The organism is Pseudoduganella namucuonensis (genome assembly GCF_900116645.1).
GTDB classification, from domain to species: Bacteria; Pseudomonadota; Gammaproteobacteria; order Burkholderiales; family Burkholderiaceae_D; genus Rugamonas; species Rugamonas namucuonensis.
The window spans coordinates 16,379-39,799 of sequence record NZ_FPBO01000035.1 but is presented as its reverse complement, the minus strand read 5'-3'; the positions used below and the strand labels follow the sequence as shown (position 1 = coordinate 39,799).

The window sequence follows — 23,421 nt, the reverse complement described above, 5'->3', positions numbered from 1 at the left end:
ACGGGACACGTGCATGACGCATCTGAATGACCTCCCCTTTGCGACGCTGCAGTTCTATACGACAGCGCCCTACCCTTGCAGCTACCTGGACGACCGCCAGGCGCGCTCGCAAGTCGCCACCCCGTCGCACCTGATCAACGCGGACGTCTATTCCGAGCTGGTCAAGAACGGCTTCCGCCGCAGCGGCATCTTCACCTACCGGCCGTATTGCGACGGCTGCCAGGCCTGCGTGCCGGTGCGGGTGGTGGCCGGCCAGTTCGTGCCCACCCGCGGCCAGCGCCGCGCCTGGGCGCGCCACGGCAAGCTGCGCGCCGGCGTCGCCACGCTGTCGTTCTCGGACGAGCACTACGACCTGTACCTGCGCTACCAGAGCACGCGCCACGCCGGCGGCGGCATGGACCAGGACAGCCGCGACCAGTACGCGCAGTTCCTGCTGCAAAGCCGCGTCAACACGCGGCTGGTGGAGTTCCGCGAGCCGGACGGCACGCTGCGCATGGTCAGCATCATCGACGTGCTGTCGGACGGGCTGTCCTCGGTCTACACCTTCTTCGACCCGGACGTCGAGGGCGCCTCCTTCGGCACCTACAACATCGTGTGGCAGATCACCCAGGCGCAGGAACTCGGGCTGCCCTACGTCTACCTCGGCTACTGGATAGCGGACAGCCCGAAGATGTCCTACAAGATCAACTTCCAGCCGCTGGAGGCGCGCGTCAAGGGACAGTGGGGCGTGCTGGCGAGGTAAAATACGGGCTACTTTTTTCCGGTGGCCCCCCAATGTCCGACAAATTCCTGTATTCCCTCGCGCGTCCCGTGCTGTTCTCGATGGACGCCGAAGCCGCCCACCACTTCACCCTGCCCGCCCTCAAGCGCGCCTCCGCGCTGGGCCTGACGCGCGCCTTCGTGCGCGCCCCCAAGCCGGACCCGCGCACGGTGATGGGCATCCTGTTCAAGAACCCGGTCGGCCTGGCCGCCGGCCTGGACAAGGACGGCGCCTACATCGACGCGCTGGCCGACCTGGGCTTCGGCTCGATCGAGGTCGGCACCGTGACGCCGCGCGCGCAGCCCGGCAACCCCAAGCCGCGCATGTTCCGCCTGCCGGCCGCGCACGGCATCATCAACCGCATGGGCTTCAACAACGGCGGCGTGGACGCCTTCGTGGCCAACGTGCAGTCGTCGCGCTTCTACCAGAACAAGGAGGGCGTGCTGGGCCTGAACATCGGCAAGAACGCCGACACGCCGATCGAGCGCGCCGCCGACGACTACCTGCACTGCCTGGAAAAGGTCTACCCCTACGCCAGCTACGTGACGGTGAACATCTCCTCGCCCAACACCAAGAACCTGCGCCAGCTGCAGGGCGGTTCCGAGCTGGACGGCCTGCTGGCCCAGCTGAAGCAGGCGCAGCGGCGGCTGGCCGACCAGCACAAGCGCTACGTGCCGCTGGCCCTGAAGATCGCGCCGGACATGGACGGCGACCAGGTCAAGAACATCGCCGACGCGCTGCTGCGCCACCAGATCGACGGCGTGATCGCCACCAACACCACGCTCAGCCGCGCGGCGGTGGAGGGCATGCAGCACGGCGCCGAGGCCGGCGGCCTGTCCGGCGCGCCGGTGTTCGAACTGTCCAACCAGGTGATCCGCCTGCTCAAGGCCGAGCTGGGCGAGGCCCTGCCCATCATCGGCGTGGGCGGCATCATGCGCGGCGCGGACGCCAAGGTGAAGATGGACGCCGGCGCGCAACTGGTGCAGCTGTATAGCGGCCTGATCTACGCCGGTTCGGCCCTGGTGCGCGACTGCGCCGACGCCATCCGCCGCTGACCCGTGCCGCCAGCCGAGCTGAGCCCCATTTGGGGCCTGGCCCCAAATGGGGCTCAGCTCGCCACTTCGACGCCATCACACGACTTGGAGCGAGCAATGGAATACACGATATTGGGCGGCAGCGGCCTCAAGGTCAGCAAGGTGTGCCTGGGCACCATGACCTTCGGCGAGCAGAACAGCGAGGCCGAGGCGCACAGCCAGCTCGACTACGCGCTCTCCCGCGGCGTGAACTTCATCGACACCGCCGAGATGTATCCGGTGATGCCGCGCGCCGAAACGCAGGGCGCCACCGAGCGCCACATCGGCAGCTGGCTGAGGAAGACCGGCAAGCGCGGCGACGTGGTGCTGGCCACCAAGGTGGCCGGCCCGAACCCGTATATGCACTGGGTGCGCGGCGGCGCCAACAACCTGGACGAGGCCAACATCCGCGCCGCCGTCGAGGCCAGCCTGCGGCGGCTGCAAACGGACCATATCGATTTATACCAATTGCACTGGCCCAGCCGCAACGCGCCCATCTTCGGCGCCAACGTGTTCGATCCGTCCAAGGACCGCGCGTCGGTGGCCATCGAGGACACCCTGGCGGCGCTGGGCAGGCTGGTGGACGAGGGCAAGATCCGCCACATCGGCGTGTCGAACGAAACCAGCTGGGGCGTGTGCGAGTTCGTCAAGCGGGCCGAGATGAAGGGCCTGCCGCGCATCGCCACGATACAGAACCTGTACAACCTCGCCGCGCGCCACTTCGAGACCAGCCTGCTGGACGAGACCTGCCACCGCGAAAACGTGGGCCTGCTGGCCTACAGCCCGCTGGCCTTCGGCCAGCTCAGCGCGAAGTACCTCGACGATCCGAAGGCGCGCGGCCGCTTGACCATCTTCCCGCCGACCTGGAGCCCGCGCTATCTGCGCCCGGGCGTGGTGGCGGCGGTGGGGCAGTACGCGGCGCTGGCGCGCGCGCACGGCATGACGCCGGCGCAAATGGCGCTGGCCTGGTGCTACTCGCGCTGGTTCGTGGCCTCCACCATCATCGGCGCGACCACGCTGGCGCAGCTGGAGCAGAACATCGACGCCTTCGGCACGGTGCTGCCGCCGGACGTGGTGGCGCGCATCGACGCCATCCACGCCGCCGCCCCGAACCCGGGGCAATAGGCGCCGGCAGGCGGGCGGCGCAAAAAACAGTTCGCGCTCGGCGAAGAATGGTCTAAAATCGGTCCCGTGAGTTTTTTATATATAAAAATCAATACCGGGACACATGAAACTACCCTCGCTCGCCCTCTGTGCCTTGATGGCAACAAGCAATGTCGCTCACGCGGCCCCCGCGCCCTTCAAGCCCGACGCGGAATCCCTCAACACCTACACGGCGCCCGACTGGTTCCGCGACGCCAAGTTCGGCATCTGGTCGCACTGGGGCCCGCAGTCGGTGCCGCGCGCCGGCGACTGGTACGCGCGCAACATGTATGTCCAGGACTCGCCGCAGTACAAGCACCACCTTGAACATTACGGCCACCCCGGCAAGGTCGGCTACAAGGACATCATCCCGCTCTGGAAGGCCGAAAAATTCGACCCGGAAGCGCTGATGGCCTTGTACAAGGCGGCCGGCGCGAAGTATTTCGTGTCGATGGGCGTGCACCACGATAATTTCGACCTGTGGGATTCCCGGCACCATCGCTGGAACGCGGTGAAGACGGGGCCGAAACGCGACATCGTCGGCGCCTGGCGCGACGCGGCGCAGCGTGCCGGCCTGCGCTTCGGCGTGTCGGAGCATCTGGGCGCCAGCTATGGCTGGTTCACGACCAGCCACAACGCCGACCAGACCGGGCCGCAAAAAGGCGTGCCCTACGACGGCGCCGATCCGGCCTACGCGGACCTGTACCACCCCGCGCACACCCAGCTGTACCACAATGCCGAAACCTGGTACGCCAAGGATCCGGCCTGGCACCAGCAATGGTTCAACCGCATGACCGATCTGCTCACCCGGTATCAGCCGGACCTGTTGTACTCCGATGGCGGGATTCCCTTTGGCGTGGTCGGTCGCACCCTGGTGGCCGATTTCTACAACCGGAATATGGCCGCCCACAAGGGCAAGCTCGAGGCGGTGTACAACCACAAGGCTATTGGTTCCGGCGAATTCCTGGCGAAGGCGGGGGTGCAGGACGTGGAGCGCGGCGTGATGGAGGGGATACAAGCATTGCCGTGGCAAACCGATACATCGATCGGCGACTGGTTTTACAGCGAAGGCTACAAGTACAAGAAAACCGCGGAGGTCGTCTACATGCTGGCGGACATCGTCAGCAAGAACGGCAACCTGCTCCTGAACGTGGTGCAGTACCCGGACGGCAGCCTGCCGCCCGAATGCCTGCAATTCGTCGCGCAGATGGCCGACTGGATGAAGGTCAACGGCGACGCGATTTACGGCACCCGGCCATGGAAAATCTTCGGCGAAGGACCGACCAAGGCGGAAGCGGGGCACTTCAAGGAAACCGCGGCTTACACGCCGGCCGACATCCGCTTCACCACCAAGGACGGCCACCTGTACGCCATCACCCTGGGCGAACCGGCGGGCGAAGTCCGCATCGCGTCCCTGGGCAAGAATTCGGCGCACGAGAGCCGTCCCGTCAAGTCCGTAAGCCTGCTGGGTAGCAAAGCGGCCTTGAAATGGACGCAGCGGGACGACGCTTTGGTCATCGCCCTGCCGGCCAGTCTGCCTAGTTCGATTTCGTCCAGTTTCAAAATAGGGTATTAGGCATGGAACGCGATCGGGCGGGCTAGAACTCTTCCCAGCCGTCGCCGGAGGCCGTCGCGGCGATGCGCTTTTGCGGCGCCGCTTTCACCACGGCGCGCGCCCCGCTCTGCTCCACGTGGTATTGCTGCCCCGCGATCCGGAACACGCTGACCGCCTCGGCCAGCATCTCGGCTTGGTCGCGCATCGATTGCGCGGCCGCCGCCGCCTCCTCCACCAGCGCCGCGTTCTGCTGCGTGGCGTCGTCGATCTGCACGATGGCCTGGTTCACCTGCGCGATGCCGGAACTCTGCTCCTGGCTGGCCGCGCTGATCTCGGTCATGATGTCGGCCACCTGCCGCACCGCCTTGACGATGCCGTCCATGGTGGCGCCGGCCTCGTCCACCAGCCGCGCGCCGGCGTCGACCGTCTCCACCGATTGCCCGATCAGCGCCTTGATCTCCCTGGCCGCGGCGGCCGAGCGCTGCGCCAGGTTGCGCACCTCGGACGCCACCACCGCGAAGCCCCTGCCCTGCTCGCCCGCGCGCGCCGCCTCCACCGCCGCGTTCAAGGCCAGGATGTTGGTCTGGAAGGCGATGCCGTCGATGACGCCGATGATGTCGACGATCTTGTTCGAGCTTTCCTTGATGGCACCCATGGTGGTCACCACCTCGCCCACCACCTTGCCGCCCTTGCTGGCGAAGTCGGACGCGGCCACCACCAGCGCCGTGGCCTGGCGCGCGTTGTCGGCGTTCTGCGTCACGGTGGAGGTCAGCTCCTCCATCGAGGAGGCGGTCTCCTCCAGGCTGGAGGCCTGCTGCTCGGTGCGGCTGGACAAGTCCATATTGCCGGTGGCGATCTCGTTTGAGGCGTTGGTGATGGTGTGCGTGCCGGATCGCACCTTGCCGACCGTGCGCGCCAGGCTGTCGTTCATATTGCCCAGCGCCCGCAGCAATTGGCCGGTCTCGTCCCGGGTGTCGCACTCGATTTTCATGGTCAGGTCGCCGTCCGCCACCGCCTCGGCCAGGCTGACCGCGCGGTTCAGCGGCCCGGTGATGCTACGCGTGACCCAGTACAGCACCAGCGCAGCCAACGCCGTCGCCACCACGGTCAGCACGATCATCATCGTGCGCACGCCGACATAGGCCGCGTTGGCCTCGGCCGCCGCCTTGTTGACGGCAGCGCTCTGGTATTTCACCAGGTCGGTCAGCGCGTTCAGGTAGGCGGTCTGCTCCTTGCGCACCGTGGTCAGCAGATAGGCCACGTTCTCGTCGCGCTTTTCCGCGTCGCCGGACTTGGCCAGGAAGGCCGTCTGCACCACCAGGTAGCGGTCGCGCGCCGCCAGCACGGCCTTGAGCTTGGCCTTGCTTTCGGGATCGTCGTCGTCGGAAATGAGCTTGTCCAGCTTGTCGAGATGGCCGGCGATTTCCACCTTCTTGTCGTCTACCCGCTTGAGCTCCTTCTTGACCGTCTCGGGGTCGGTGGACAGCATCGCGTTGCGCATGGCGCGCGCGATGTCGTTGACGCCGCCCACCGCCTCGTAAGCCTCGATCACCTTGGGCACCTTGTCGGTGGCCAGGTCGGTGGTCGCGTCGTTGACCCTGCCCAGGTTGCCGATGCCGCTGACCGACATGCCGATCATGAACAAGAGCGACACGCCCAGCCCGGCCGCCAGCCGGACTCCTATCTTCCAGTTGCCGATACCCATGTTGACGCCCTCCATAAAAAACAGTTGTTTCAGAGCCAAATGCCAGGCCATGGATCAGTATAGGGCGAAATATAATGACTAGCGGAAAATAGGTTTGTCCTGTTCAAGCGCCGCAACGGTCAGCTTGCGGTCAGGATTGTGTGCCTACGCGGCCTCCGGCCCCATCAGCGCGCGCTCGATGTCGAGCCGGCTCAGTTCGGGGGCGAATTGCAAGATGAACTCCTGCGCGTAGCTGCGCAGGTAGGCGCCCTTGCGCACCGCCAGCCGCGTGGTGTTGGCGGCGAACAGGTGCGAGGCCTCCACCGCGCGCAAGCCCTTGTCGCGGCCGTGGTCGAAGGCCATGGAGGCCACGATGCCGACCCCCAGCCCCAGCGACACATATTGCTTGATGACGTCCGAATCCATCGCCGTCAGCACGATGTCCGGGCGCACGCCGGCGCGCGCGAAGGCGTCGTCCAGGTGGCCGCGGCCGGTGAAGCCGACGTCGTAGGTGATCAGCGGGAACTCGGCCAGGTCCTCCAGCCCGATGGGCGAGCGCTGCAGCAGCGGGTGGCCGTCCGGCACCACGATCAAGTGGCTCCAGCGGTAGCACGGGAAGGACACCAGGTCCGGGAATTGCGACAGGCCCTCGGTGGCGATGCCGATGTCGGCCTTGCCGGACAGGACCCACTCGGCGATGTGCTCGGGCGAGCTTTGCTGCAGGGCGATGCGCACCTCGGGAAAGGACGCGCGGAAGCTCTGCACCACCTTCGGCAGCGCGTAGCGGGCCTGGGTGTGGGTGGCGGCCACGGTCAGCGTGCCGGTGCTCTGGCCCGTGTATTCCATGCTGGCCTGCTGCAGGTTCTCGGCCTCCACCAGCAGGCGGTCGATGATCTTCAGGATGCCCTTGCCCGGCTCGGTCAGCCCGGTCAGGCGCTTGCCGTTGCGCTCGAAGATGATCACGCCCAGCTCGTCCTCGAGCTCGCGGATCTGGCGGCTCACGCCGGGCTGCGACGTGAACAGCGCGTTGGCCACCTCGGTCAGGTTGTAGTTGCGGCGCGCCGCCTCGCGGATGGAGCGCAGTTGCTGGAAGTTCATATCGCGGTTCCCTCGTCGACAAACACGTGCAGCCGGCGCGGACGCACGACCAGGGTCTCGCCCTCCTTCAGGCCCAGGTTGGCGTAGCGCTCGTTCGGAATCACCGCCTCGATGATCTCGGCGTTGTCGGAGCGCTCCAGGTCCAGCTGGGCCAGCGGGCCGATGGCGTGCGCGCGGCGCAGCTTGACGACGATGCCCTCGGCGCCCTGGGTGTAGCGCTCCACGTCGAGCTCGTGCGGGCGCACATAGGCGATGCCCTTGCTGTCCTGCACCTCGCCGTGCGAAGCCAGGTCCAGCGCGATGTCGCCGGTGGTGATCACGCCCTCGTGCACGCGGCCGTGGAACATGTTGACGTTGCCCAGGAAGCCGTACACGAACGGCGATGCCGGATGGTTGTACACGTGGTCCGGCGCGCCCAGTTGCTCGACCTTGCCCTTGTTCATCAGCACCACCTGGTCGGCCACCTCCAGCGCCTCCTCCTGGTCGTGGGTGACGAAGATGCTGGTCACGTGCAGCTCGTCGTGCAGGCGGCGCAGCCAGCGGCGCAGTTCCTTGCGCACCTTGGCGTCCAGCGCGCCGAAGGGCTCGTCCAGCAGCAGCACGCGCGGCTCCACCGCCAGCGCGCGCGCCAGGGCGATGCGCTGGCGCTGGCCGCCGGACAGCTGCGGCGGATAGCGGTCGGCCAGCCAGTCCAGCTGCACCAGGCCCAGCAGGTCCATCACCTTGCGCTTGATCTGCTCCTCGGACGGGCGCTCGGCGCGCGCCTTCACGCGCAGTCCGAAGGCCACGTTTTCGAACACGGTCATGTGCTTGAACAGCGCGTAGTGCTGGAACACGAAGCCCACCTGGCGCTCGCGCACGTGGCGGTCGGAGGCGTCCTTGCCGTCCAGCAGGACCTGGCCCGAATCCGGATGCTCCAGGCCGGCGATGCAGCGCAGCAGCGTGGTCTTGCCGCAGCCCGAGGGGCCCAGCAGCGCGGTCAGTTCGCCGGTGGGGAAGTCCAGCGACACGTTGTTCAGGGCGGTGAATTCGCCGAAGCGCTTGTTGATGTTTTTGACTGCGATGGTCATGGCTAGGTGCTCCGCTTAATGTTCATTTTTGTCGCCGGCGTAGTCTTCGTGCAGACGCCAGGCGATGAAGGATTTCAGGGCCAGGGTGACCAGGGCCAGCAGCGCCAGCAGCGAGGCCACGGCGAAGGCGGCCGCGAAGTTGTATTCGTTGTAGAGGATCTCGACTTGCAGCGGCACGGTGTTGGTCTCGCCGCGGATGTGGCCGGACACCACCGACACCGCGCCGAACTCGCCCATGGCGCGGGCGTTGCACAGGATCACGCCGTACAGCAGGCCCCATTTGATGTTGGGCAAGGTCACGCGGAAGAAGGTCTGCCAGCCGCTCGCGCCCAGCACGATGGCGGCCTCCTCCTCCTCGCTGCCCTGCGCCTGCATCAGCGGGATCAGTTCGCGCGCCACGAACGGGAAGGTGACGAAGATGGTGGCCAGCACGATGCCCGGCACCGCGAACAGGATCTTGATGTCGTGCTCCTGCAGCCAGGGGCCGAACCAGCCCTGGGCGCCGAACAGCAGCACATAGATCAGGCCCGAGATCACCGGCGAGACCGAGAACGGCAGGTCGATCAGGGTCAGCAGGAAGCTCTTGCCGCGGAACTCGAACTTGGCGATGCACCACGAGGCCGCCACGCCGAACACCAGGTTCAGCGGCACGGCGATGGCGGCCGTGATCAGGGTCAGCTTGATGGCGGAGATCGCGTCGTCCTCGACGATGGCGGCGGCGTAGGTTTCCCAGCCCTTCTTGAAGGCCTCGGCGAACACGGCCACCAGCGGCACGAACAGGAACAGGGTCAGGAAGGTCAGCGCGACGCCGATCAGCAGGCCGCGCACCCACAGCGGTTCCAGGATGTTGGGCGCGGACGCCAGTTCGCCGCGGCGCGGCAGGTTGCCAGCAGGTGCACTCATATTATTTCTTTCCCGATTTTCCGCGCGCCCAGGCTTGCAGCAGGTTGATGGTCAACAGCATCACGAACGAGATCAGCAGCATGACCACGGCGATGGCGGTGGCGCCCGCGTAGTCGTACTGCTCCAGCTTGGTGATGATGAACAGCGGCGTGATTTCCGACACCATCGGCATGTTGCCGGCGATGAAGATCACCGAGCCGTATTCGCCGGTGGCGCGGGCGAAGGCCAGCGCGAAGCCCGTCATCAGCGACGGCAGCACGGTGGGGAACACCACGCGCGAGAACGTCTGCCAGGCGCTGGCGCCCAGGCTGGCGGCGGCCTCCTCCAGTTCGCGTTCCGCGTCCTCCAGCACCGGTTGCACGGTGCGCACCACGAAGGGCAGGCCGATGAAGGTCAGCGCCACCACCACGCCCAGCGGCGTGAACGCCACCTTCAGGCCCAGCTTGGCTTCCAGGATGGAGCCGAACCAGCCGTTGGCCGAGTACAGCGCCGTCAGCGTGATGCCGGCCACGGCGGTCGGCAGCGCGAACGGCAGGTCGACCAGGGCGTCGATGACGCGCTTGCCGGGGAACTGGTAGCGCACCAGCACCCAGGCCACGATGAAGCCGAACACGGCGTTCACGGTGGCGCCGATCAGCGAGGCGCCGAAGGTCAGCCGGTAGGAAGCCATCACGCGCTCGGAGGTGACCGCGGCCCAGAACGCCTCCCAGGTCATCGTGAACGTCTTGAAGAACACGGCCGACAGCGGAATCAGGACGATCAGGCTGAGATAGAAAATAGTGAAGCCCAAAGACAGGTTAAAACCCGGCATCACCCGATAGGGCGCCGGCCGCGGCGCTGGCGCCGCGAGCGGTATGGACTGTGCAATCGTTGCTGACATTGAATACCCCTCATATTACAAATTCTTCTATGAGGCGCATCATGGCATTACATCTTCATGCGGCAAACGAATGATTATTCATTTGCATAGACTTGCTGGCTATTAAGAACCGATGAAACTAGGAAGCCGAGATCAGCTTGGCGGCGACGCCCATCAGGGTGGCGGCCAGCATGGCGCGCAGGATGCGCTCCGGCACGGCGCGGGCGAACCAGGAGCCGATGGTGATGCCGGGCACGGAACCCACCAGCAAGGTCATCAGCAAAGTCCAGTTGATCGAGCCCAGCCACCAGTGGCCGACGGCGGCGATCGCCGTCAGCGGCACGGCGTAGGCGATGTCGGTGCCGGCCACCTCGGCCGAGCTCAGGCGTGGATACAGCATCACCAGCAGCGTGGCGCCGATGGCGCCGGCGCCGATCGAGGACACGGTGACCAGGATGCCCAGCACGGCGCCGCAGGCGATGGTGGTGAGGTCCAGCGCGCGGCCCTGCAACTGGCGCTCGGGGTGCGCGGTGATCCAGGCCAGCATCTTGCGCTTGAACAGCAGCGCCACCACGGTCAGCATGACCGAGCCGGCGATTGAATAACGGATGATGACGCCGATTTCCTTGTCCAGCGCGCCGAACTGCTTGAGCGCGATGGCGGCCACCACGGCGGCGGGCAAGGCGCCCATGCACAGCAGGCGCACGATGTCCCAGCGCACGGTGCCGCGCAGGCGGTGCGTGAAGGTGCCGAAGCCCTTGGTGATGGAGGCGAACGCCAGGTCGGTGCCGACCGCGACGGAGGGGGACACGCCGAACAGCAGCGTCAGCAGGGGAGTCATGAGGGAACCGCCGCCCACGCCGGTCATGCCGACCAATACGCCCACCGCGAATCCCGAAATCACAAATGACAATTGCATGCATATTCTCCCTATGAGACCGCTAGGGTATAGAGAGTTGCCGCAAATCCAAACAACGAAGTGCTTATTTGCTTATGCGCGGAATGAGTATAAGGAGGAGAAGGCGGGCCGGACGGCCCGCCGGGCATGCGGCTTATTTGTTGGGCTGTGGCGTCACGCGCAGGTAGGGGCGCTCGGCCTTGAAGCCTTTCGGATACTTCTGCTTCAGCACTTCCGGGTCCTGCACGGTCAGCGGGATGATGACGTCGTCGCCATCCTTCCAGTTGCCCGGCGTGGCCACGGTGTAGCCATCGGTCAGTTGCAGCGCGTCGATCACGCGCAGCACCTCGTCGAAGTTGCGGCCGGTGCTCATCGGGTAGGTGATGGACAGGCGGATCTTCTTCTTCGGATCGATGACGAACAGCGTGCGCACGGTGGCGGTGGCCGATTGCTCGGGGTGGATCATGTCGTACAGGTTGGCGACCTTTTTGTCCGCGTCGGCGATGATGGGGAAGCCGACCACGGTTTTCTGGGTCTCCTCGATGTCCTTGATCCAGGCGGCGTGCGACTCGACCGGATCGACGGACAGCGCGATGGCTTTCACATTGCGCTTGTCGAATTCGGGTTTCAGCTTGGCGGTCAAGCCCAGCTCGGTGGTGCAGACCGGCGTGAAGTCGGCCGGATGGGAGAACAGGACCACCCACGAATCGCCGGCCCACTCGTGGAACTTGATCGGACCGATCGAGGATTGTTGCTCGAAATCTGGGGCGGTGTCGCCCAGGCGCAGGGTCATGAAAGTCTCCTATTGCTGAAGTTGGTCAAAAAACATTGGCAGGGTGCTCATTGTGCGCCCGTTCAGCCAGGATTTGCAACTGCCGCTGGCCAGATGGCCAGTCGCCCAGTCCGGATTCCGCGTTGATGTGGCCCAGCGCGCCGGCATTGATGAACTCGCAGCCCCAGCGCCCGGCCCACAGCGCGGCCTTCTCCGCCGTCATCCAGGGATCGTTGGCGCTGGCGATCATCACGGCGGGGCAAGGCAGCGGCTCCCGCGGCAACAGCGCGGCGACGCCGAATTTGTCCGGGTCGGCCGGCGCCACCAGCAGCGCGCCGGCCACGTCCGCGCCGTCGCGCGCCAGGCTGTGCACGGTGGCCAGGGCGCCGAAGCTGTGCGCCACCACCAGGGTGGGACGGCGGTCCCGGCCCCGCTCCCGGTCCACCCGGGCCGACCACACGGGCAGGACGGGCTGGTCCCAGCGGTCCTGCTCGATGCGCTCGAACTCGGGGTACAGGCGCTCCCAGCGGCTTTGCCAGTGCGCCGGCCCGCTGCCGTGCAGGCCGGGGGCGACCAGGACACGGAACCGGGACAACGCGGTGGCGGCCATCACGCGCTCCTTATTTGCCCGGGGTGTAGATCTGGTCGAACACGCCGCCATCGGCGAAGTGGGTCTTCTGCGCCTTGGTCCAGTCGCCGGCCACTTGCGCCAGCGTGAACAGCTTGATGTTCGGGAACTGCTTGGCGTACTTCTTCGCTTCCTTCTCCACCGACGGACGGTAGTAGTTCTTGGCGATCAGTTCCTGCGCCTCGTCGGTGTACAGGTACTGCAGGTAGGCCTCGGCCACCTTGCGGGTGCCGCGCTTGTCGGCCACCTTGTCGACCACGGCCACCGGCGGCTCGGCCAGGATGCTGACGGACGGCGCCACGATTTCAACCTTGTCCGGGCCCAGTTCCTTGATGGCCAGGAAGGCCTCGTTTTCCCAGGCGATCAGCACGTCGCCGATGCCGCGCTCGACGAAGGTGGTGGTCGAACCGCGCGCGCCGGAATCCAGCACGGGCACGTTCTTGTACAGTTTTTTCAGGAAGTCCTTGCCGCTGGCGTCGCTGCCGCCCGGCTGGCGCAGCGCGTAGCCGTAGGCGGCCAGGTGGTTCCAGCGGGCGCCGCCCGAGGTTTTCGGATTCGGCGTGATGACCGAGACGCCCGGCTTGACCAGGTCGTTCCAGTCCTTGATGCCTTTCGGGTTGCCTTTGCGCACCAGGAACACGATGGTCGAGCTGTAAGGGGTGCTGTTCGAGCTCAGGCGTTTCTGCCAGTCCTTGGCCAGCAGGTTGCGCTCGGCGATGGCGTCGATGTCGTAGGCCAGCGCCAGCGTCACCACGTCGGCCTCCAGGCCGTCGATGACGGCGCGGCCCTGTTTGCCGGAGCCGCCGTGCGATTGTTTGATTTTGACGGTGTCGCCGGTTTTGGCCTGGTAGTACTTGGCGAAGGCGGTGTTCACGTCCTGGTACAGTTCCCGGGTGGGGTCGTAGGACACGTTCAGCAAGGAAAATTCAGCAGCGAAAGCAGGTGCGATTGCGGTTGCGGCAAAGATGGCAGCAGCGATGATTTTTTTGGACAGCATCAGATTTACCCCGTTATGGTTAGTACGTCAGAAGCTGTAGGTTACGGTCATCGCATATATTTGAGAACGAAGCAATTAGCGCTTTCATATGCACTGGGCGCATATAGCCCGGAATTGCTACCAGAAACGCTGGAACAGCAGCACACTCCACGTCGCGGCCGCCAGGATGGCGGTCAGCAGCACGGCCGCGCTGCCGAAGTCCTTGGCGTTCTTGGCCAGAGGATGGCGCTCCAGCGACACCCGGTCCACCACCGCCTCGATGGCGGAATTGATCAGCTCGACGATCAGCATCAGCCACAGCACGGCGATCAGCACCAGCTTCTGGAAGCCGGACACCGGCAGCAGCAGCGCCACCACGGCGCCGGCGGCGAACAGCATCAGCTCCTGGCGGAACGCGTGCTCGGTCCGCAGGGCGGTGCGCAAGCCCTCCACCGAGTAGCCCAGCGCCGCGAAAATGCGCTTCAGTCCACTCTTGCTCTTGAATTCGCTAACAGGTTGTTCCATAGCCACGGTTGGGAAATTGATACGGTGCGTCATTATGCCCTCGGCATAGCGCGGATGCATGCCGGAATTCCCATTTTTTTCACATCATGGTATAAATTGGGTATTGAATACTGCACCGCACCAACCACATCATGAAAATGGAAAACGTCCCGGAGCAAAAAACGACCATCCAGGTCATCGAACGCATGGTCGCCCTGCTCGACGCCCTGGCCAAATATCCGGACCCCGTCAGCCTCAAGGAGCTGTCCAAGGTGTCCGGCCTGCATCCCTCCACCGCCCACCGCATCCTCAATGACATGGTGCTGACGCGCTTCGTCGACCGTATCGAGCCGGGCACCTACCGCCTGGGCATGCGCCTGCTGGAACTGGGCAATGTGGTGAAGAGCCGCCTGTCCGTGCGCGAGGCCGCGCTGGACTTCATGCGCGCGCTGCACAAGAAGACGCAGCAGACCATCAACCTGTCCGTGCGCCAGGGCGACGAGATCGTCTACATCGACCGCGCCTTCTCGGAGCGCTCGGGCATGCAGGTGGTGCGCGCCATCGGCGGCCGCGGGCCGCTGCACCTGACCTCGACCGGCAAGCTGTTCCTGTCCGTGGACGAGCCGAAGGCCATCCGCGCCTACGCCACGCGCACCGGGCTGGCCGGGCACAACAAGAATTCGATCACGGATCTGGCCAAGCTGGAACGCGAACTGAGCCTGGTAAAGGCGCGCGGCTACGCGCGCGACAACGAGGAGCTGGAGCTGGGGGTGCGCTGCATGGCGGCGGGCATCCACGACGATTCCGGCAAGCTGATCGCCGGCCTGTCGATCTCGGCGCCGGCCGACCGCCTGCAGGACGAGTGGCTGGAAGACCTGGTGGCGACCGCCAACCAGATCTCGGCCACGCTGGGTTACATCCCGGTGGAGTAGGTCGGGGCGGTCACGGCGCCGGCCGACAGCGGGCTGGCCGACAGGCCGGCCGGTTTCAGCGCCTCCACCCATTTGCGCATGCGGCCGGCGTCGGCGGCGCGCGCGGCCGAACCCTTGGCGTCCAGCAGCACCATGATCACGGCGCGGCCCTGCACCACCGCCTGCATCAGCAGGCAGCGGCCGGCCTCGTTGATGAAGCCGGTTTTCTGCAGGCCGATTTCCCAGCCCGGCGTGGCGATCAGGCGGTTGGTCGTGCCGAAATGCATGGGACGGCCGTTGGCCTCCACCACCGCCTTCGCGTCGGTCGAATACTCGCGCAGCACGGGATGCTGGTAGGCCGCCACGGCCAGCTTGGCCAGGTCGCGCGCGCTGGCCACGTTTTGTTTCGACAAGCCGCTGGAATCGACGTAGCGGGTGTCCGTCATGCCCAGTTCGCGCGCCTTGGCGTTCATCGCGTCGACGAAGGCCGGCAGGCCGCCCGGATAGTTGCGGCCCAGCGCGGACGCGGCGCGGTTTTCCGAGCTCATCAGGGCGATGTGCAGCATGTTGGCGCGCGTCAGCTGCGAGCCCACCTTCAGGCGCGAGCTGCTGAACTTGGCCTTGTCCACGTCCTCGTCGGTGACGGTCAGCACCTCGTCCATGTCCTGGTTGGCCTCGACCACGACCAGGCCGGTCATCATCTTGGTGATGGACGCGATCGGCAGCGCCACGCCGGCGTTCTTCTCGAACAGGATTTCCGAATTGCCCTGGTCCAGCACGAAGGCGACGTTGGACTGCAGCGCCAGCGGGTCCGGCGTCAGGTTCAGGCCGGCCATGTCGCCCATGGTGGGACGGATCAGCGCCGGCCCGACGTTGTAGGTGCGCTGGTAGACCACCTTGCGCTTGCCGTTGATGACGGTCACGCGGCGCACGGCGCGTTCGCGCTCGGCCGGCGCCACCAGGCGCAGGACCTGGCGCGGCTGCGCCTTGACATAGGTCCCCTGCTTTTTCTTCGCACCCTTGCGGGCGGCTTCACCGGCGTGCACGGCGGTGATCGGTAAGGCTGCGCACAAGAAAGTCAGCAGTGCGCCCAAGGCAATTTTGTTCATTCCGTTCCCCACAGTGCAGTCAGTTCATTCCTGTTGCAGTGTAGCAAAACGCCGCACAGGTGCAAGAGTATTCCGCATCGGACAGCAGTAAAAACACCAGCGATACCACAGCTTTTTTTAACAATTATCAGTCTACAAATTTAACAAAACTCGACGCTGGAGCGCGCTCGGTTAGCAACGTGTTCTCGACCCTGCCGGGGTCGGCGTAGCCCAGCGACATGCCGCACACGACCATTTCATTATCCGGCAATTCCAGCACTTCGCGGATAATCCTGTGGTACTGCGTGAACGCGGCCTGCGGGCAAGTGTCCAGCCCCCTGCCCCGCGCCGCGACCATGATGTTCTGCAGGAACATGCCATAGTCCAGCCACGAGCCCTGCTCCATCACGCGGTCGATGGTGAACATCAGGCCCACCGGCGCGCCGAAGAACTCGTAGTTGCGGCCGTGCTGGGCCGACATGCCCCGCTTGTTCTCGCGCGTCAGGCCCAGCAGCGCGTACAGGTCCCAGCCCACCTTGCGGCGCCGGTCGATATAGGGCGACTTCCATTCCCTTGGATAGTACGCGTATTCCTCGGTGTGCGTCGCGGCGAGCGCCGGGTCCGCGTGGGCGGCCAGGATGCGCGCGGACAGGTCTTGTTTCTTGTCGCCGGTCAGCACATACACCTTCCACGGCTGGGTGTTGGTGCCGGACGGCGCGCGCGCGGCCACCTCCAGCAGCCGCTCGATGTCCTCGCGCGCCACCGGCGTGGGCAGGAAGGCGCGGATGGAACGGCGGGAAACGATGGCGTTGTCGACGGCTTGCTGTTCCGGGCTCGATATCATGGCGGTCACTTTGCTTTCTTCACAACGAAAATCACGCCCGCGACCGCCAGCGCCATGCCGGCCAGTCCGAGCGCGTTGAAGGCCTCGCCGAACATCAGCCACGCCATCACGGCGGTGGTGGGCGGCGTCAGGTACAGCAGGCTGGTGACCTGGGTGGCGTCGCTGCGGCGTATCAGCGCGAACAGCAGGAAGATCGCGCCGATCGACAGGGCCAGCACCGACCAGGCCAGCGCGCCCAGGAAGGCGCCGGTCCATTGTATGTCAGACCATTGTTCGAAGTACACGGCGAACGGCAGCACCGCGACGAAGGACGCGGCGAACTGGATGACGGTGCCGGTGCGCAAGTCGAACTGCGGGCAATAGCGCTTCTGGTACAGGGTGCCGGCGGTGATCGACAGCAGCGCGAACACGCACAGCAGGATGGCCTCCACCGACAGGCCGATCAGCGTGACCTTGGCGTACACCACCAGCGCCACGCCGCCCAGGCCGAACACCAGGCCCAGCCACTGGCGCGGGCGCACCGTCTCGCCGATCAACGGGGCCGAGATGGCCGTCAGGATGGGCTGCATGCCGACGATCAGCGCGGTCGGCCCGGCCGGCATGCCCAGTTTGATGGCGCACCACACGCCGCTCAGGTAGCCGGCCTGCAACAGCAACCCGGCGATGGCCACGTGGCCGATCCGTCCGGTCGGCCAGGGCGCCTTGAGCAGCAGCACCAGCGGCGCCAGGATGGCCAACACGCCGGCGAAGCGCAGCAGCAGGAACATCAGCGGCGGGGCGTAGGGCAGGCCGAATTTGGCCACGATGAAGCCAGTGCTCCACAGGAAGACGAAGAACACCGGGACCGGCGACAGGAAGGAGGCGGATTTGGACATGGATTACCGAAAGTTTCAATTCACCGCCGCGCCGGTCGCGGCGGCGATAGGGCAGCGAGTCTAGCACGGCCGGCCCGGCCGCACCGGCCATAGCATAGTCCGCTTGCTGCGGGTGCAGCATCGCCAAGGTGTTTGATGCCCGTCAACACTTGCAGATGACTAGTATGACACTGGAAATTCGTTGCAATATTTGATACCTTTGTGCAACGCACAAAAATCACTTGACTTAATAATTGAAGTCCGTAGAATCGGGTTTGTTGCGTTGCACAATTTGTTGTCCGGCCTGAAAAAATGCTTCATCGAGATGTACCACAGGTAACTTTCAAGCAGCATCTGAATAACGCTTAATCACTCAACACTGGAGATTTACATGTTTTCTATCCCTGAGCAATTTTCCAATGCGACCAAAGCCAACTTTGAGAGCCAATTCGCCATCTTCTCGTCGCTGACCAACAAGGCCTTCGAAGGCGTTGAAAAGCTGGTCGACCTGAACCTGACCGCCGCCAAAGCATCGCTGGAAGAGTCCTCGGTGGCCGCCAAGCAACTGCTGGCCGCCAAGGATCCGCAAGAATTCTTCTCGCTGGCAGCAGCTCAGGCACAGCCTACCGCCGAAAAAGCCATCGCTTACGGCCGTCACCTGGCAGCCATCGCGTCCAGCACCCAAGCCGAGTTCAGCAAAGCCGCTGAAACCCAGATCGCCGAAACCAACCGCAAAGTGATTTCGCTGGTTGACGAAGTGAGCAAAAACGCACCGGCCGGCACCGAAAACGCTGTTGCCCTGCTGAAATCGACCCTGGGCAACGCCAGCGCCGGTTACGAGCAGTTCACCAAAACCGCCAAGCAAGCTGGCGAAGCCATCGAAACCAACCTGAACGCCGCGGTGAACCAGTTCGCCGCCGCCGCCGCCAAGGTTACCCCGAAGAAGTAATACAGGAAGCGCCGGTCCGCCCGGACCGGCTCCGCTGTTTTTAGGTCTCCTCGGCATCCGTGGTGTCCTCTCCAGCGGATGTCCTTCAGCAGCCCCGGCTATGTCCGGGGCTTTTTTTCGTCCCCCGCCGGCCGGTTCCGCATCCCCATCAACCGGCGTCAGCCGCGAAAGGGGTCTGACCCCGAAGCGGCGTCAGCCATTGCGCGACTTGCGCGGCGACCCACGGGCCGTCGTCCAGCGGCAGGTCGTGACCGGCGTCGGGGTGCTCGCGGAACGCGGCGCCCCAGGCCCGCGCCAGCCGCCGCGAGCAGCACGGGTCGACCAGCCGGTCGCGCGCGCCCGCGAGCACCAACAGGCGCCCCGCCGTTCCGGCCGTTCCGGCCGTTCCCGCTCCTGCCGCTCCTGACACGCCTCCAGGCCCCGCTCCTCCCGCTCCCGCGTCTGGCGGCGCGCTGTACCGTGCCGCCGCGAACAGCTGCCTGAGCGCGTTGCGGCGCGCCACCGGAAACTCGCGTTGGTAGCCCGTCCACCGGTCCAGCAGCGCCGCGTCGCCGGCGTGCCGCTCGCTGGTCAGCCGCAGCACCAGCGCCTCCTGGCTGCGCGCGTCGCCAGCAATCAGTTGCCGCAGGATGGCCGGATAGTTCCGCCACCGCAATCGTTCGTAAAAGCGGCTGAACGGCCGCATGCTGGTGTTGATCAGCACGCAGCACTCCAGTTCCCCCGGATACCGCGCCCGCCATTCGACCGCCACCATCGCGCCCAGCGACAAGGCCAGCAGGTTGACGGGGCCAAGCACGCCCCGCGTCCGCAACTCGTCCCGGCACGCTTCCACCATGCCCGCCACCGACGCGGGACTGTCCCGCCGGAAGTTGGTCCCGTTCCCCGGCAAATCCAGCGTGATCACCCGCGCGTCCGGCAAGGCCGCGCGGAACTGGTCCGGGAACGCCTCCCAGTGCCGCTGTTCGCGCACCAGGCCACGCAGCAGCACCCAGTCGCTCACGCGACGCCCAGGCCGTACCAGCGGGCCAGCGCGCGCTGGCGCTGCGTTTGCCGCGCGGGCGCATCGGGCCGCCAGCGTTCGTGCGCCCCCACCGCCCGCATCAGGAAATCGAACCACACCAAATGGCTGCGCAGCACCCGCTGCAAACGGTGCGCCGCCGTGGGATTGAACACGCCCAGCCGCGAAAACAGCTGGCGCGGATTCTTCTTCACCCACAGCCAGGACCCCATCTCCAGCGTCAGCGGCAGGAACACCCGATCCACGTCGCGCGTCGCCCGCAGGTAGAGATGGTCCCACAGGTCGCCATGGGTGCGGTATTGCAGGCTCTGCGGTTCGAAGGTGTAGTTGTGATGGGGATAACTCTGCGTGAACAGTTCCTCCAGCGCGGCGATCTCGGGCAAGTGCGCGATCGGCGTGCGGGTATGCGCGTGTGGAAACCATATCCGGTCGCGCAAGCCGAAGCCGGAATGGCAATCCAGCGTGACGCCGAAGCGGCGCGACAGGAATTCGCGCTCCACCACCTGGCAGACCGCCCTGCTCTCCGCCTCCATCGGCGCGCCGAAAGCGCCCCGGTACCACGGCAAGCGCGGACTGGCGCGCTGTCCGCCCAGCAGAAAAGGCACGCGTTCGCTGGCCTGCACCGGCGAATTGCGCATCAAGTCCACGCCGTGCGGATTGCAGCGCGTGGCCTGCCACATGCCGCCCGGGTTAATCAGCGGCATGAAGACCAGCCGCGTCTCCGCCAATTGGCGGTGCAGGCCGTGGTCCCAGCGCAGCCGCGCGATCAGGCTTTGAAGAAAGGAAAGAATGACCTGGGTGCCGATGCGCTCCAGCCCGTGGATGCCGCCGAAGAAGCCCAGCGCCGGCGCCGCCGGATCGGCCGTCCCCATGGTGATCACATGCACCGGAAACTGCTGGCTATCCGCCGCCACCGTGCACGCGACGCTCGCCCGCAGCGACTGCCCTCCCGCGTCGATCAAGCGTTCCAGCGCGATCAGTTCAGGCAGGGATTTGACGCTCATGGCCGGCGCGCTCCGCGAAATGGGACCACCAGTGTATCAAAACGCAAAAAGCGCCCAGGGCTATTTAATTAAATAGCCCTGGGCGCTTTTTCCCGCGGGGGAACTTATTCGCCGAGGTAGGCGGCCTTGACGCGGGGATCGTCCAGCATGTCCCTGGCGTTGCCGGTCATCGTGACCAAGCCGGAGTCCATCACGTAGCCGCGGTGGGCGGCTTGCAAGGCGAGCTTGGCGTTCTGTTCGACCAGCAGGATCGTGATGCCTTCCTTGGAGACGTTGCGGATCACCTCGAAGATCTTGTCGACCATGATCGGCGACAGCCCCATCGACGGCTCGTCCAGCAGCAGCAGGGTCGGGTGGCACATCAGCGCGCGCGCCATGGCCAGCATCTGCTGCTCGCCGCCGGACAAGGTGCCGGCCAGCTGCGCCGAGCGCTCCTTCAGCCGCGGGAAGATGCCGAACCATTTTTCAATGTCGGCCTCGATGCCGGCCTTGTCGTCGCGCGTGTAGGCGCCCATCATCAGGTTCTCGGTGATGGTCATGCGGGTGAACACGCCCCGCCCTTCCGGCACCATGGCCAGCTTCCTCTCCACCAGGTGGAACGATTTGCTGCCCTTGAGCGACTGCCCCATGTACGACACCGTGCCTTCGACCTTGCAGTCGGGCAAGGTGCCGGTGATGGCTTTCAGCGTGGTGGTCTTGCCCGCGCCGTTGGCGCCGATCAGCGTGACCAGCTCGCCCTTGTTCACTTCCAGGTCGATGCCCTTGACGGCCTTGATGCCGCCGTACGCCACCTTCAGGCCCGCCACTTTTAACACATTCTCGCTCATTAGTGCGAACCTCCCAGGTAGGCGTCGATCACCGCCTTGTTGCTCTGTATCTCGGCCGGCAGGCCCTCGGCGATCGGCTTGCCGTATTCCAGCACGGTGATGCGGTCGCACAAGCTCATCATCATCTTGACGTCGTGCTCGATCAGCAGCACGGTCTTGCCCTCGGCCTTGATCTTCACCAGCAATTCCTTCAGCGCCAGCTTCTCGGTGGCGTTCATGCCGGCCGCCGGCTCGTCCAGCGCCAGCAGTTGCGGGTCGGTGGCCAGCGCGCGGGCGATTTCCAGGCGGCGCTGGTCGCCATACGACAGGAACTTCGAGGTGCGGTTGGCGAAGGCGCCGATGCCGACGAAGTCCAGCAGCTCCTGCGCGCGACGCTTGATCGACGCCTCCTCCTCGCGCGCCGCCTTGTGGCGGAACACGGCGCCGAACACGCCCTGGTGCGAGCGCACGTGGCGCCCCACCATGACGTTTTCCAGCGCCGTCATCTCGCCGAACAGGCGGATGTTCTGGAAGGTGCGGGCGATGCCCGCCTTGGCCACCTCGTGCGGCGCGGACGGCGAATACGGCTTGCCGGCCAGCTCGAAGGTGCCGGTGTCCGGCTGGTACAGGCCGGTGATCACGTTGAAGAAGGTGGTCTTGCCGGCGCCGTTGGGGCCGATCAGGCCGTAGATCTGGCCCTTCATGATCTTGATGCCCACGTCGGTCAGCGCCTGCAGGCCGCCGAAGCGCTTGTTGACGCCGGCGATGTTCAGGATTACTTCATCACTCATTTCTTATTCCTCAGGCAGGCAGGACGCCGGACGATTGATCTTTGGTGTCACTGTCCGCGTCCGGACGGTCCTCGTGCTTGGGCGCGGGCCACAGGCCGGCCGGACGGTTCAGCATGATCAGCACCATGGCCAGGCCGTACAGCAGCTGGCGCAGCACCTCCGCCTCGATGATCACGTGGCCGAACAGCTTTTGCTGCAGCGGTTCCACCACGTGGCGCAGCACCTCCGGCAGGCCCGCCAGCAGCGCGCCGCCCATGATCACGCCGGGGATGTGGCCGATGCCGCCCAGCACCACCATCGCCAGCACCGCGATCGACTCGGTCAGCGAGAACGATTCCGGCGACACGAAGCCCTGGAACGAGGCGAACATGGCGCCGGCCACGCCGCCGAACGAGGCGCCCATGGAGAAGGCCAGCAGCTTGACGTTGCGGGTGTTGATGCCCATCGCCTTGGCGGCGATCTCGTCCTCGCGGATCGCCACCCAGGCGCGGCCCAGGCGCGAATGCTGCAGGCGGCTGGTGACGAACACGATGGCCACCGTCAGGAACAGGAACAGGAAGTAATAGGCGTTCACCGAGGGCATGCCGTAGCCGCCTATCATGACGGTGGCGCGCGAGCCGGCCTCGCCGGCCAGCGAGGTGCCGAACACGCGGATCGGGTCGATCAGGTTGATGCCCTGCGGGCCGTTGGTGAAGTTGACCGGCTCGTTCAGGTTGTTCATGAAGATGCGGATGATCTCGCCGAAGCCCAGGGTCACGATGGCCAGGTAGTCGCCGCGCAGCTTCAAGGTCGGCGCGCCCAGGATGGCGCCGAACAGGCCGGCCAGCGCGGCCGCCATCGGCACGATGAACCACACCGACAGGTGGATGCCGTTGGCGCGGATCTCCTCGCCCATGACCGCCACCAGCGCCTCGCCGATGCCGGGGTGCAGGTTGACGATGGATTCGAGCAGGGTCGCGAACTGCGGCGAGGCCAAGAGGCCGGTCATGTAGGCGCCCACCGCGTAGAAGGCGATATAACCCAGGTCCAGCAGGCCGGCGAAGCCGACCACGATGTTCAGGCCCAGCGCCAGCATGATGTACAGCAGCGCCAGGTCGACGATGCGCACCCAGGAGTTGCCGAACGGCGCGGCCACGAAGGGGAAGACGATCAGCAGGACCATCACCACCGCCATGCTGGTGTAGGCTTTTTTAGCGTCCTTCTGGACGTCGAAATTCAACAATGCCATAGCCG

At 65.5% G+C, this 23,421-nt stretch carries 24 protein-coding genes; 6 read left to right on the top strand and 18 right to left on the bottom strand.

All coding sequences use genetic code 11. The features are described from left to right. Window positions 1-13: 13 nt before the first annotated feature. From BM436_RS28070 to BM436_RS28055, 4 genes are all read left to right on the top strand, one after another. Window positions 14-742: an arginyltransferase gene (locus BM436_RS28070; protein WP_093558994.1), complete on the top strand. Its 729-nt coding sequence runs from the start codon at window positions 14-16 to the stop codon at window positions 740-742. A gap of 32 nt (window positions 743-774) precedes the next feature. Further along, entirely contained in the window at window positions 775-1,815 is a 1,041-nt protein-coding gene (locus BM436_RS28065) for a quinone-dependent dihydroorotate dehydrogenase (RefSeq protein ID WP_093558992.1), read from the top strand. A gap of 96 nt (window positions 1,816-1,911) precedes the next feature. After that, window positions 1,912-2,958 carry an aldo/keto reductase gene (locus BM436_RS28060; RefSeq protein WP_093558990.1) on the top strand — a complete coding sequence of 349 codons (1,047 nt, stop codon included), beginning with the start codon at window positions 1,912-1,914 and terminating at the stop codon, window positions 2,956-2,958. Window positions 2,959-3,094: 136 nt separating this feature from the next. After that, window positions 3,095-4,552 (top strand): alpha-L-fucosidase, encoded by a 1,458-nt coding sequence (locus tag BM436_RS28055; protein WP_218164945.1) that lies wholly within the window; start codon window positions 3,095-3,097, stop codon window positions 4,550-4,552. A gap of 22 nt (window positions 4,553-4,574) precedes the next feature. Here the strand turns inward: BM436_RS28055 and BM436_RS28050 are convergent, their stop codons facing one another. The 10 genes from BM436_RS28050 to BM436_RS28005 form a co-directional block, all read right to left on the bottom strand. Further along, window positions 4,575-6,236 (bottom strand): methyl-accepting chemotaxis protein, encoded by a 1,662-nt coding sequence (locus BM436_RS28050; RefSeq protein WP_093559107.1) that lies wholly within the window; start codon window positions 6,234-6,236, stop codon window positions 4,575-4,577. A gap of 144 nt (window positions 6,237-6,380) precedes the next feature. Continuing rightward, complete coding sequence (locus tag BM436_RS28045) at window positions 6,381-7,313, bottom strand: CysB family HTH-type transcriptional regulator (protein WP_093558986.1); 933 nt, start codon at window positions 7,311-7,313, stop codon at window positions 6,381-6,383. Next, window positions 7,310-8,383 carry a sulfate/molybdate ABC transporter ATP-binding protein gene (locus BM436_RS28040; protein WP_093558984.1) on the bottom strand — a complete coding sequence of 358 codons (1,074 nt, stop codon included), beginning with the start codon at window positions 8,381-8,383 and terminating at the stop codon, window positions 7,310-7,312. Before BM436_RS28040 ends, BM436_RS28045 begins: the two co-directional genes overlap by 4 nt. Before the next feature lie 15 nt (window positions 8,384-8,398). Then, window positions 8,399-9,286: a sulfate ABC transporter permease subunit CysW gene (cysW, locus tag BM436_RS28035; protein WP_093558982.1), complete on the bottom strand. Its 888-nt coding sequence runs from the start codon at window positions 9,284-9,286 to the stop codon at window positions 8,399-8,401. 1 nt (window position 9,287) lies between these two features. Next, window positions 9,288-10,097 carry a sulfate ABC transporter permease subunit CysT gene (cysT, locus tag BM436_RS28030; RefSeq protein ID WP_093558980.1) on the bottom strand — a complete coding sequence of 270 codons (810 nt, stop codon included), beginning with the start codon at window positions 10,095-10,097 and terminating at the stop codon, window positions 9,288-9,290. Window positions 10,098-10,284: 187 nt separating this feature from the next. Continuing rightward, complete coding sequence (locus BM436_RS28025) at window positions 10,285-11,064, bottom strand: sulfite exporter TauE/SafE family protein (protein WP_093558978.1); 780 nt, start codon at window positions 11,062-11,064, stop codon at window positions 10,285-10,287. 133 nt (window positions 11,065-11,197) lie between these two features. Next, window positions 11,198-11,836, bottom strand: coding sequence for a peroxiredoxin (locus tag BM436_RS28020; protein WP_093558976.1), 639 nt, complete (start codon window positions 11,834-11,836; stop codon window positions 11,198-11,200). A 25-nt stretch (window positions 11,837-11,861) separates the two neighbouring features. Next, complete coding sequence (locus BM436_RS28015) at window positions 11,862-12,425, bottom strand: RBBP9/YdeN family alpha/beta hydrolase (protein ID WP_093558974.1); 564 nt, start codon at window positions 12,423-12,425, stop codon at window positions 11,862-11,864. A 10-nt stretch (window positions 12,426-12,435) separates the two neighbouring features. Continuing rightward, window positions 12,436-13,440 (bottom strand): sulfate ABC transporter substrate-binding protein, encoded by a 1,005-nt coding sequence (locus BM436_RS28010; protein ID WP_093558972.1) that lies wholly within the window; start codon window positions 13,438-13,440, stop codon window positions 12,436-12,438. Window positions 13,441-13,557: 117 nt separating this feature from the next. Continuing rightward, window positions 13,558-13,944, bottom strand: coding sequence for a diacylglycerol kinase (locus BM436_RS28005; protein WP_229490803.1), 387 nt, complete (start codon window positions 13,942-13,944; stop codon window positions 13,558-13,560). Window positions 13,945-14,075: 131 nt separating this feature from the next. On the opposite strand from BM436_RS28005, the gene BM436_RS28000 reads away from it, so the two are divergent. Then, window positions 14,076-14,855: an IclR family transcriptional regulator gene (locus tag BM436_RS28000; RefSeq protein WP_093558970.1), complete on the top strand. Its 780-nt coding sequence runs from the start codon at window positions 14,076-14,078 to the stop codon at window positions 14,853-14,855. On the opposite strand, the gene BM436_RS27995 is transcribed toward BM436_RS28000, so the two are convergent. The 3 genes from BM436_RS27995 to BM436_RS27985 all read right to left on the bottom strand — a co-directional run bounded on the left by BM436_RS27995 (window position 14,837) and on the right by BM436_RS27985 (window position 17,641). After that, window positions 14,837-15,943, bottom strand: coding sequence for a serine hydrolase (locus tag BM436_RS27995; RefSeq protein WP_093558968.1), 1,107 nt, complete (start codon window positions 15,941-15,943; stop codon window positions 14,837-14,839). The two genes, BM436_RS28000 and BM436_RS27995, sit on opposite strands and share 19 nt — an antisense overlap. A gap of 127 nt (window positions 15,944-16,070) precedes the next feature. Then, window positions 16,071-16,766, bottom strand: coding sequence for a nitroreductase (locus BM436_RS27990; protein ID WP_093559103.1), 696 nt, complete (start codon window positions 16,764-16,766; stop codon window positions 16,071-16,073). Window positions 16,767-16,771: 5 nt separating this feature from the next. Next, window positions 16,772-17,641, bottom strand: coding sequence for a DMT family transporter (locus BM436_RS27985; protein WP_093558966.1), 870 nt, complete (start codon window positions 17,639-17,641; stop codon window positions 16,772-16,774). Between the two features lie 370 nt (window positions 17,642-18,011). Between BM436_RS27985 and BM436_RS27980 the strand changes: the two genes are divergently transcribed. Beyond that, window positions 18,012-18,569 carry a phasin family protein gene (locus BM436_RS27980; RefSeq protein ID WP_093558964.1) on the top strand — a complete coding sequence of 186 codons (558 nt, stop codon included), beginning with the start codon at window positions 18,012-18,014 and terminating at the stop codon, window positions 18,567-18,569. A gap of 148 nt (window positions 18,570-18,717) precedes the next feature. On the opposite strand, the gene BM436_RS27975 is transcribed toward BM436_RS27980, so the two are convergent. The 5 genes from BM436_RS27975 to BM436_RS27955 all read right to left on the bottom strand — a co-directional run bounded on the left by BM436_RS27975 (window position 18,718) and on the right by BM436_RS27955 (window position 23,416). Then, window positions 18,718-19,569, bottom strand: coding sequence for an alpha/beta fold hydrolase (locus tag BM436_RS27975; RefSeq protein WP_093558962.1), 852 nt, complete (start codon window positions 19,567-19,569; stop codon window positions 18,718-18,720). Next, window positions 19,566-20,591, bottom strand: coding sequence for a M14 family zinc carboxypeptidase (locus BM436_RS27970; protein ID WP_093558960.1), 1,026 nt, complete (start codon window positions 20,589-20,591; stop codon window positions 19,566-19,568). Before BM436_RS27970 ends, BM436_RS27975 begins: the two co-directional genes overlap by 4 nt. Window positions 20,592-20,695: 104 nt before the next feature. After that, complete coding sequence (locus BM436_RS27965; RefSeq protein ID WP_093558958.1) at window positions 20,696-21,418, bottom strand: ABC transporter ATP-binding protein; 723 nt, start codon at window positions 21,416-21,418, stop codon at window positions 20,696-20,698. Next, complete coding sequence (locus BM436_RS27960; RefSeq protein WP_093558956.1) at window positions 21,418-22,188, bottom strand: ABC transporter ATP-binding protein; 771 nt, start codon at window positions 22,186-22,188, stop codon at window positions 21,418-21,420. The genes BM436_RS27965 and BM436_RS27960 overlap by 1 nt, the downstream gene beginning before the upstream one ends. A gap of 10 nt (window positions 22,189-22,198) precedes the next feature. Then, entirely contained in the window at window positions 22,199-23,416 is a 1,218-nt protein-coding gene (locus BM436_RS27955) for an ABC transporter permease subunit (RefSeq protein WP_093558954.1), read from the bottom strand. Window positions 23,417-23,421: the final 5 nt, after the last annotated feature.

What these genes read in the sequence shown, in the direction of transcription:
- BM436_RS28040 (WP_093558984.1), bottom strand. Translation starts at nt 8,383, where the DNA reads ATGACCATCGCAGTCAAAAACATCAACAAGCGCTTCGGCGAATTCACC.
- BM436_RS28000 (WP_093558970.1), top strand. Translation starts at nt 14,076, where the DNA reads ATGAAAATGGAAAACGTCCCGGAGCAAAAAACGACCATCCAGGTCATC.
- BM436_RS28010 (WP_093558972.1), bottom strand. Translation starts at nt 13,440, where the DNA reads ATGCTGTCCAAAAAAATCATCGCTGCTGCCATCTTTGCCGCAACCGCA.
- BM436_RS28055 (WP_218164945.1), top strand. Translation starts at nt 3,095, where the DNA reads ATGGCAACAAGCAATGTCGCTCACGCGGCCCCCGCGCCCTTCAAGCCC.
- BM436_RS27970 (WP_093558960.1), bottom strand. Translation starts at nt 20,591, where the DNA reads ATGAGCGTCAAATCCCTGCCTGAACTGATCGCGCTGGAACGCTTGATC.
- cysT (WP_093558980.1), bottom strand. Translation starts at nt 10,097, where the DNA reads ATGCCGGGTTTTAACCTGTCTTTGGGCTTCACTATTTTCTATCTCAGC.
- BM436_RS27985 (WP_093558966.1), bottom strand. Translation starts at nt 17,641, where the DNA reads ATGTCCAAATCCGCCTCCTTCCTGTCGCCGGTCCCGGTGTTCTTCGTC.
- BM436_RS27965 (WP_093558958.1), bottom strand. Translation starts at nt 21,418, where the DNA reads ATGAGCGAGAATGTGTTAAAAGTGGCGGGCCTGAAGGTGGCGTACGGC.
- BM436_RS28060 (WP_093558990.1), top strand. Translation starts at nt 1,912, where the DNA reads ATGGAATACACGATATTGGGCGGCAGCGGCCTCAAGGTCAGCAAGGTG.
- BM436_RS28005 (WP_229490803.1), bottom strand. Translation starts at nt 13,944, where the DNA reads ATGGAACAACCTGTTAGCGAATTCAAGAGCAAGAGTGGACTGAAGCGC.
- BM436_RS28050 (WP_093559107.1), bottom strand. Translation starts at nt 6,236, where the DNA reads ATGGGTATCGGCAACTGGAAGATAGGAGTCCGGCTGGCGGCCGGGCTG.
- BM436_RS28065 (WP_093558992.1), top strand. Translation starts at nt 775, where the DNA reads ATGTCCGACAAATTCCTGTATTCCCTCGCGCGTCCCGTGCTGTTCTCG.
- BM436_RS28045 (WP_093558986.1), bottom strand. Translation starts at nt 7,313, where the DNA reads ATGAACTTCCAGCAACTGCGCTCCATCCGCGAGGCGGCGCGCCGCAAC.
- BM436_RS28020 (WP_093558976.1), bottom strand. Translation starts at nt 11,836, where the DNA reads ATGACCCTGCGCCTGGGCGACACCGCCCCAGATTTCGAGCAACAATCC.
- BM436_RS27995 (WP_093558968.1), bottom strand. Translation starts at nt 15,943, where the DNA reads ATGAACAAAATTGCCTTGGGCGCACTGCTGACTTTCTTGTGCGCAGCC.
- cysW (WP_093558982.1), bottom strand. Translation starts at nt 9,286, where the DNA reads ATGAGTGCACCTGCTGGCAACCTGCCGCGCCGCGGCGAACTGGCGTCC.
- BM436_RS27980 (WP_093558964.1), top strand. Translation starts at nt 18,012, where the DNA reads ATGTTTTCTATCCCTGAGCAATTTTCCAATGCGACCAAAGCCAACTTT.
- BM436_RS27990 (WP_093559103.1), bottom strand. Translation starts at nt 16,766, where the DNA reads ATGATATCGAGCCCGGAACAGCAAGCCGTCGACAACGCCATCGTTTCC.
- BM436_RS28025 (WP_093558978.1), bottom strand. Translation starts at nt 11,064, where the DNA reads ATGCAATTGTCATTTGTGATTTCGGGATTCGCGGTGGGCGTATTGGTC.
- BM436_RS27955 (WP_093558954.1), bottom strand. Translation starts at nt 23,416, where the DNA reads ATGGCATTGTTGAATTTCGACGTCCAGAAGGACGCTAAAAAAGCCTAC.
- BM436_RS28070 (WP_093558994.1), top strand. Translation starts at nt 14, where the DNA reads ATGACGCATCTGAATGACCTCCCCTTTGCGACGCTGCAGTTCTATACG.
- BM436_RS28015 (WP_093558974.1), bottom strand. Translation starts at nt 12,425, where the DNA reads ATGGCCGCCACCGCGTTGTCCCGGTTCCGTGTCCTGGTCGCCCCCGGC.
- BM436_RS27960 (WP_093558956.1), bottom strand. Translation starts at nt 22,188, where the DNA reads ATGAGTGATGAAGTAATCCTGAACATCGCCGGCGTCAACAAGCGCTTC.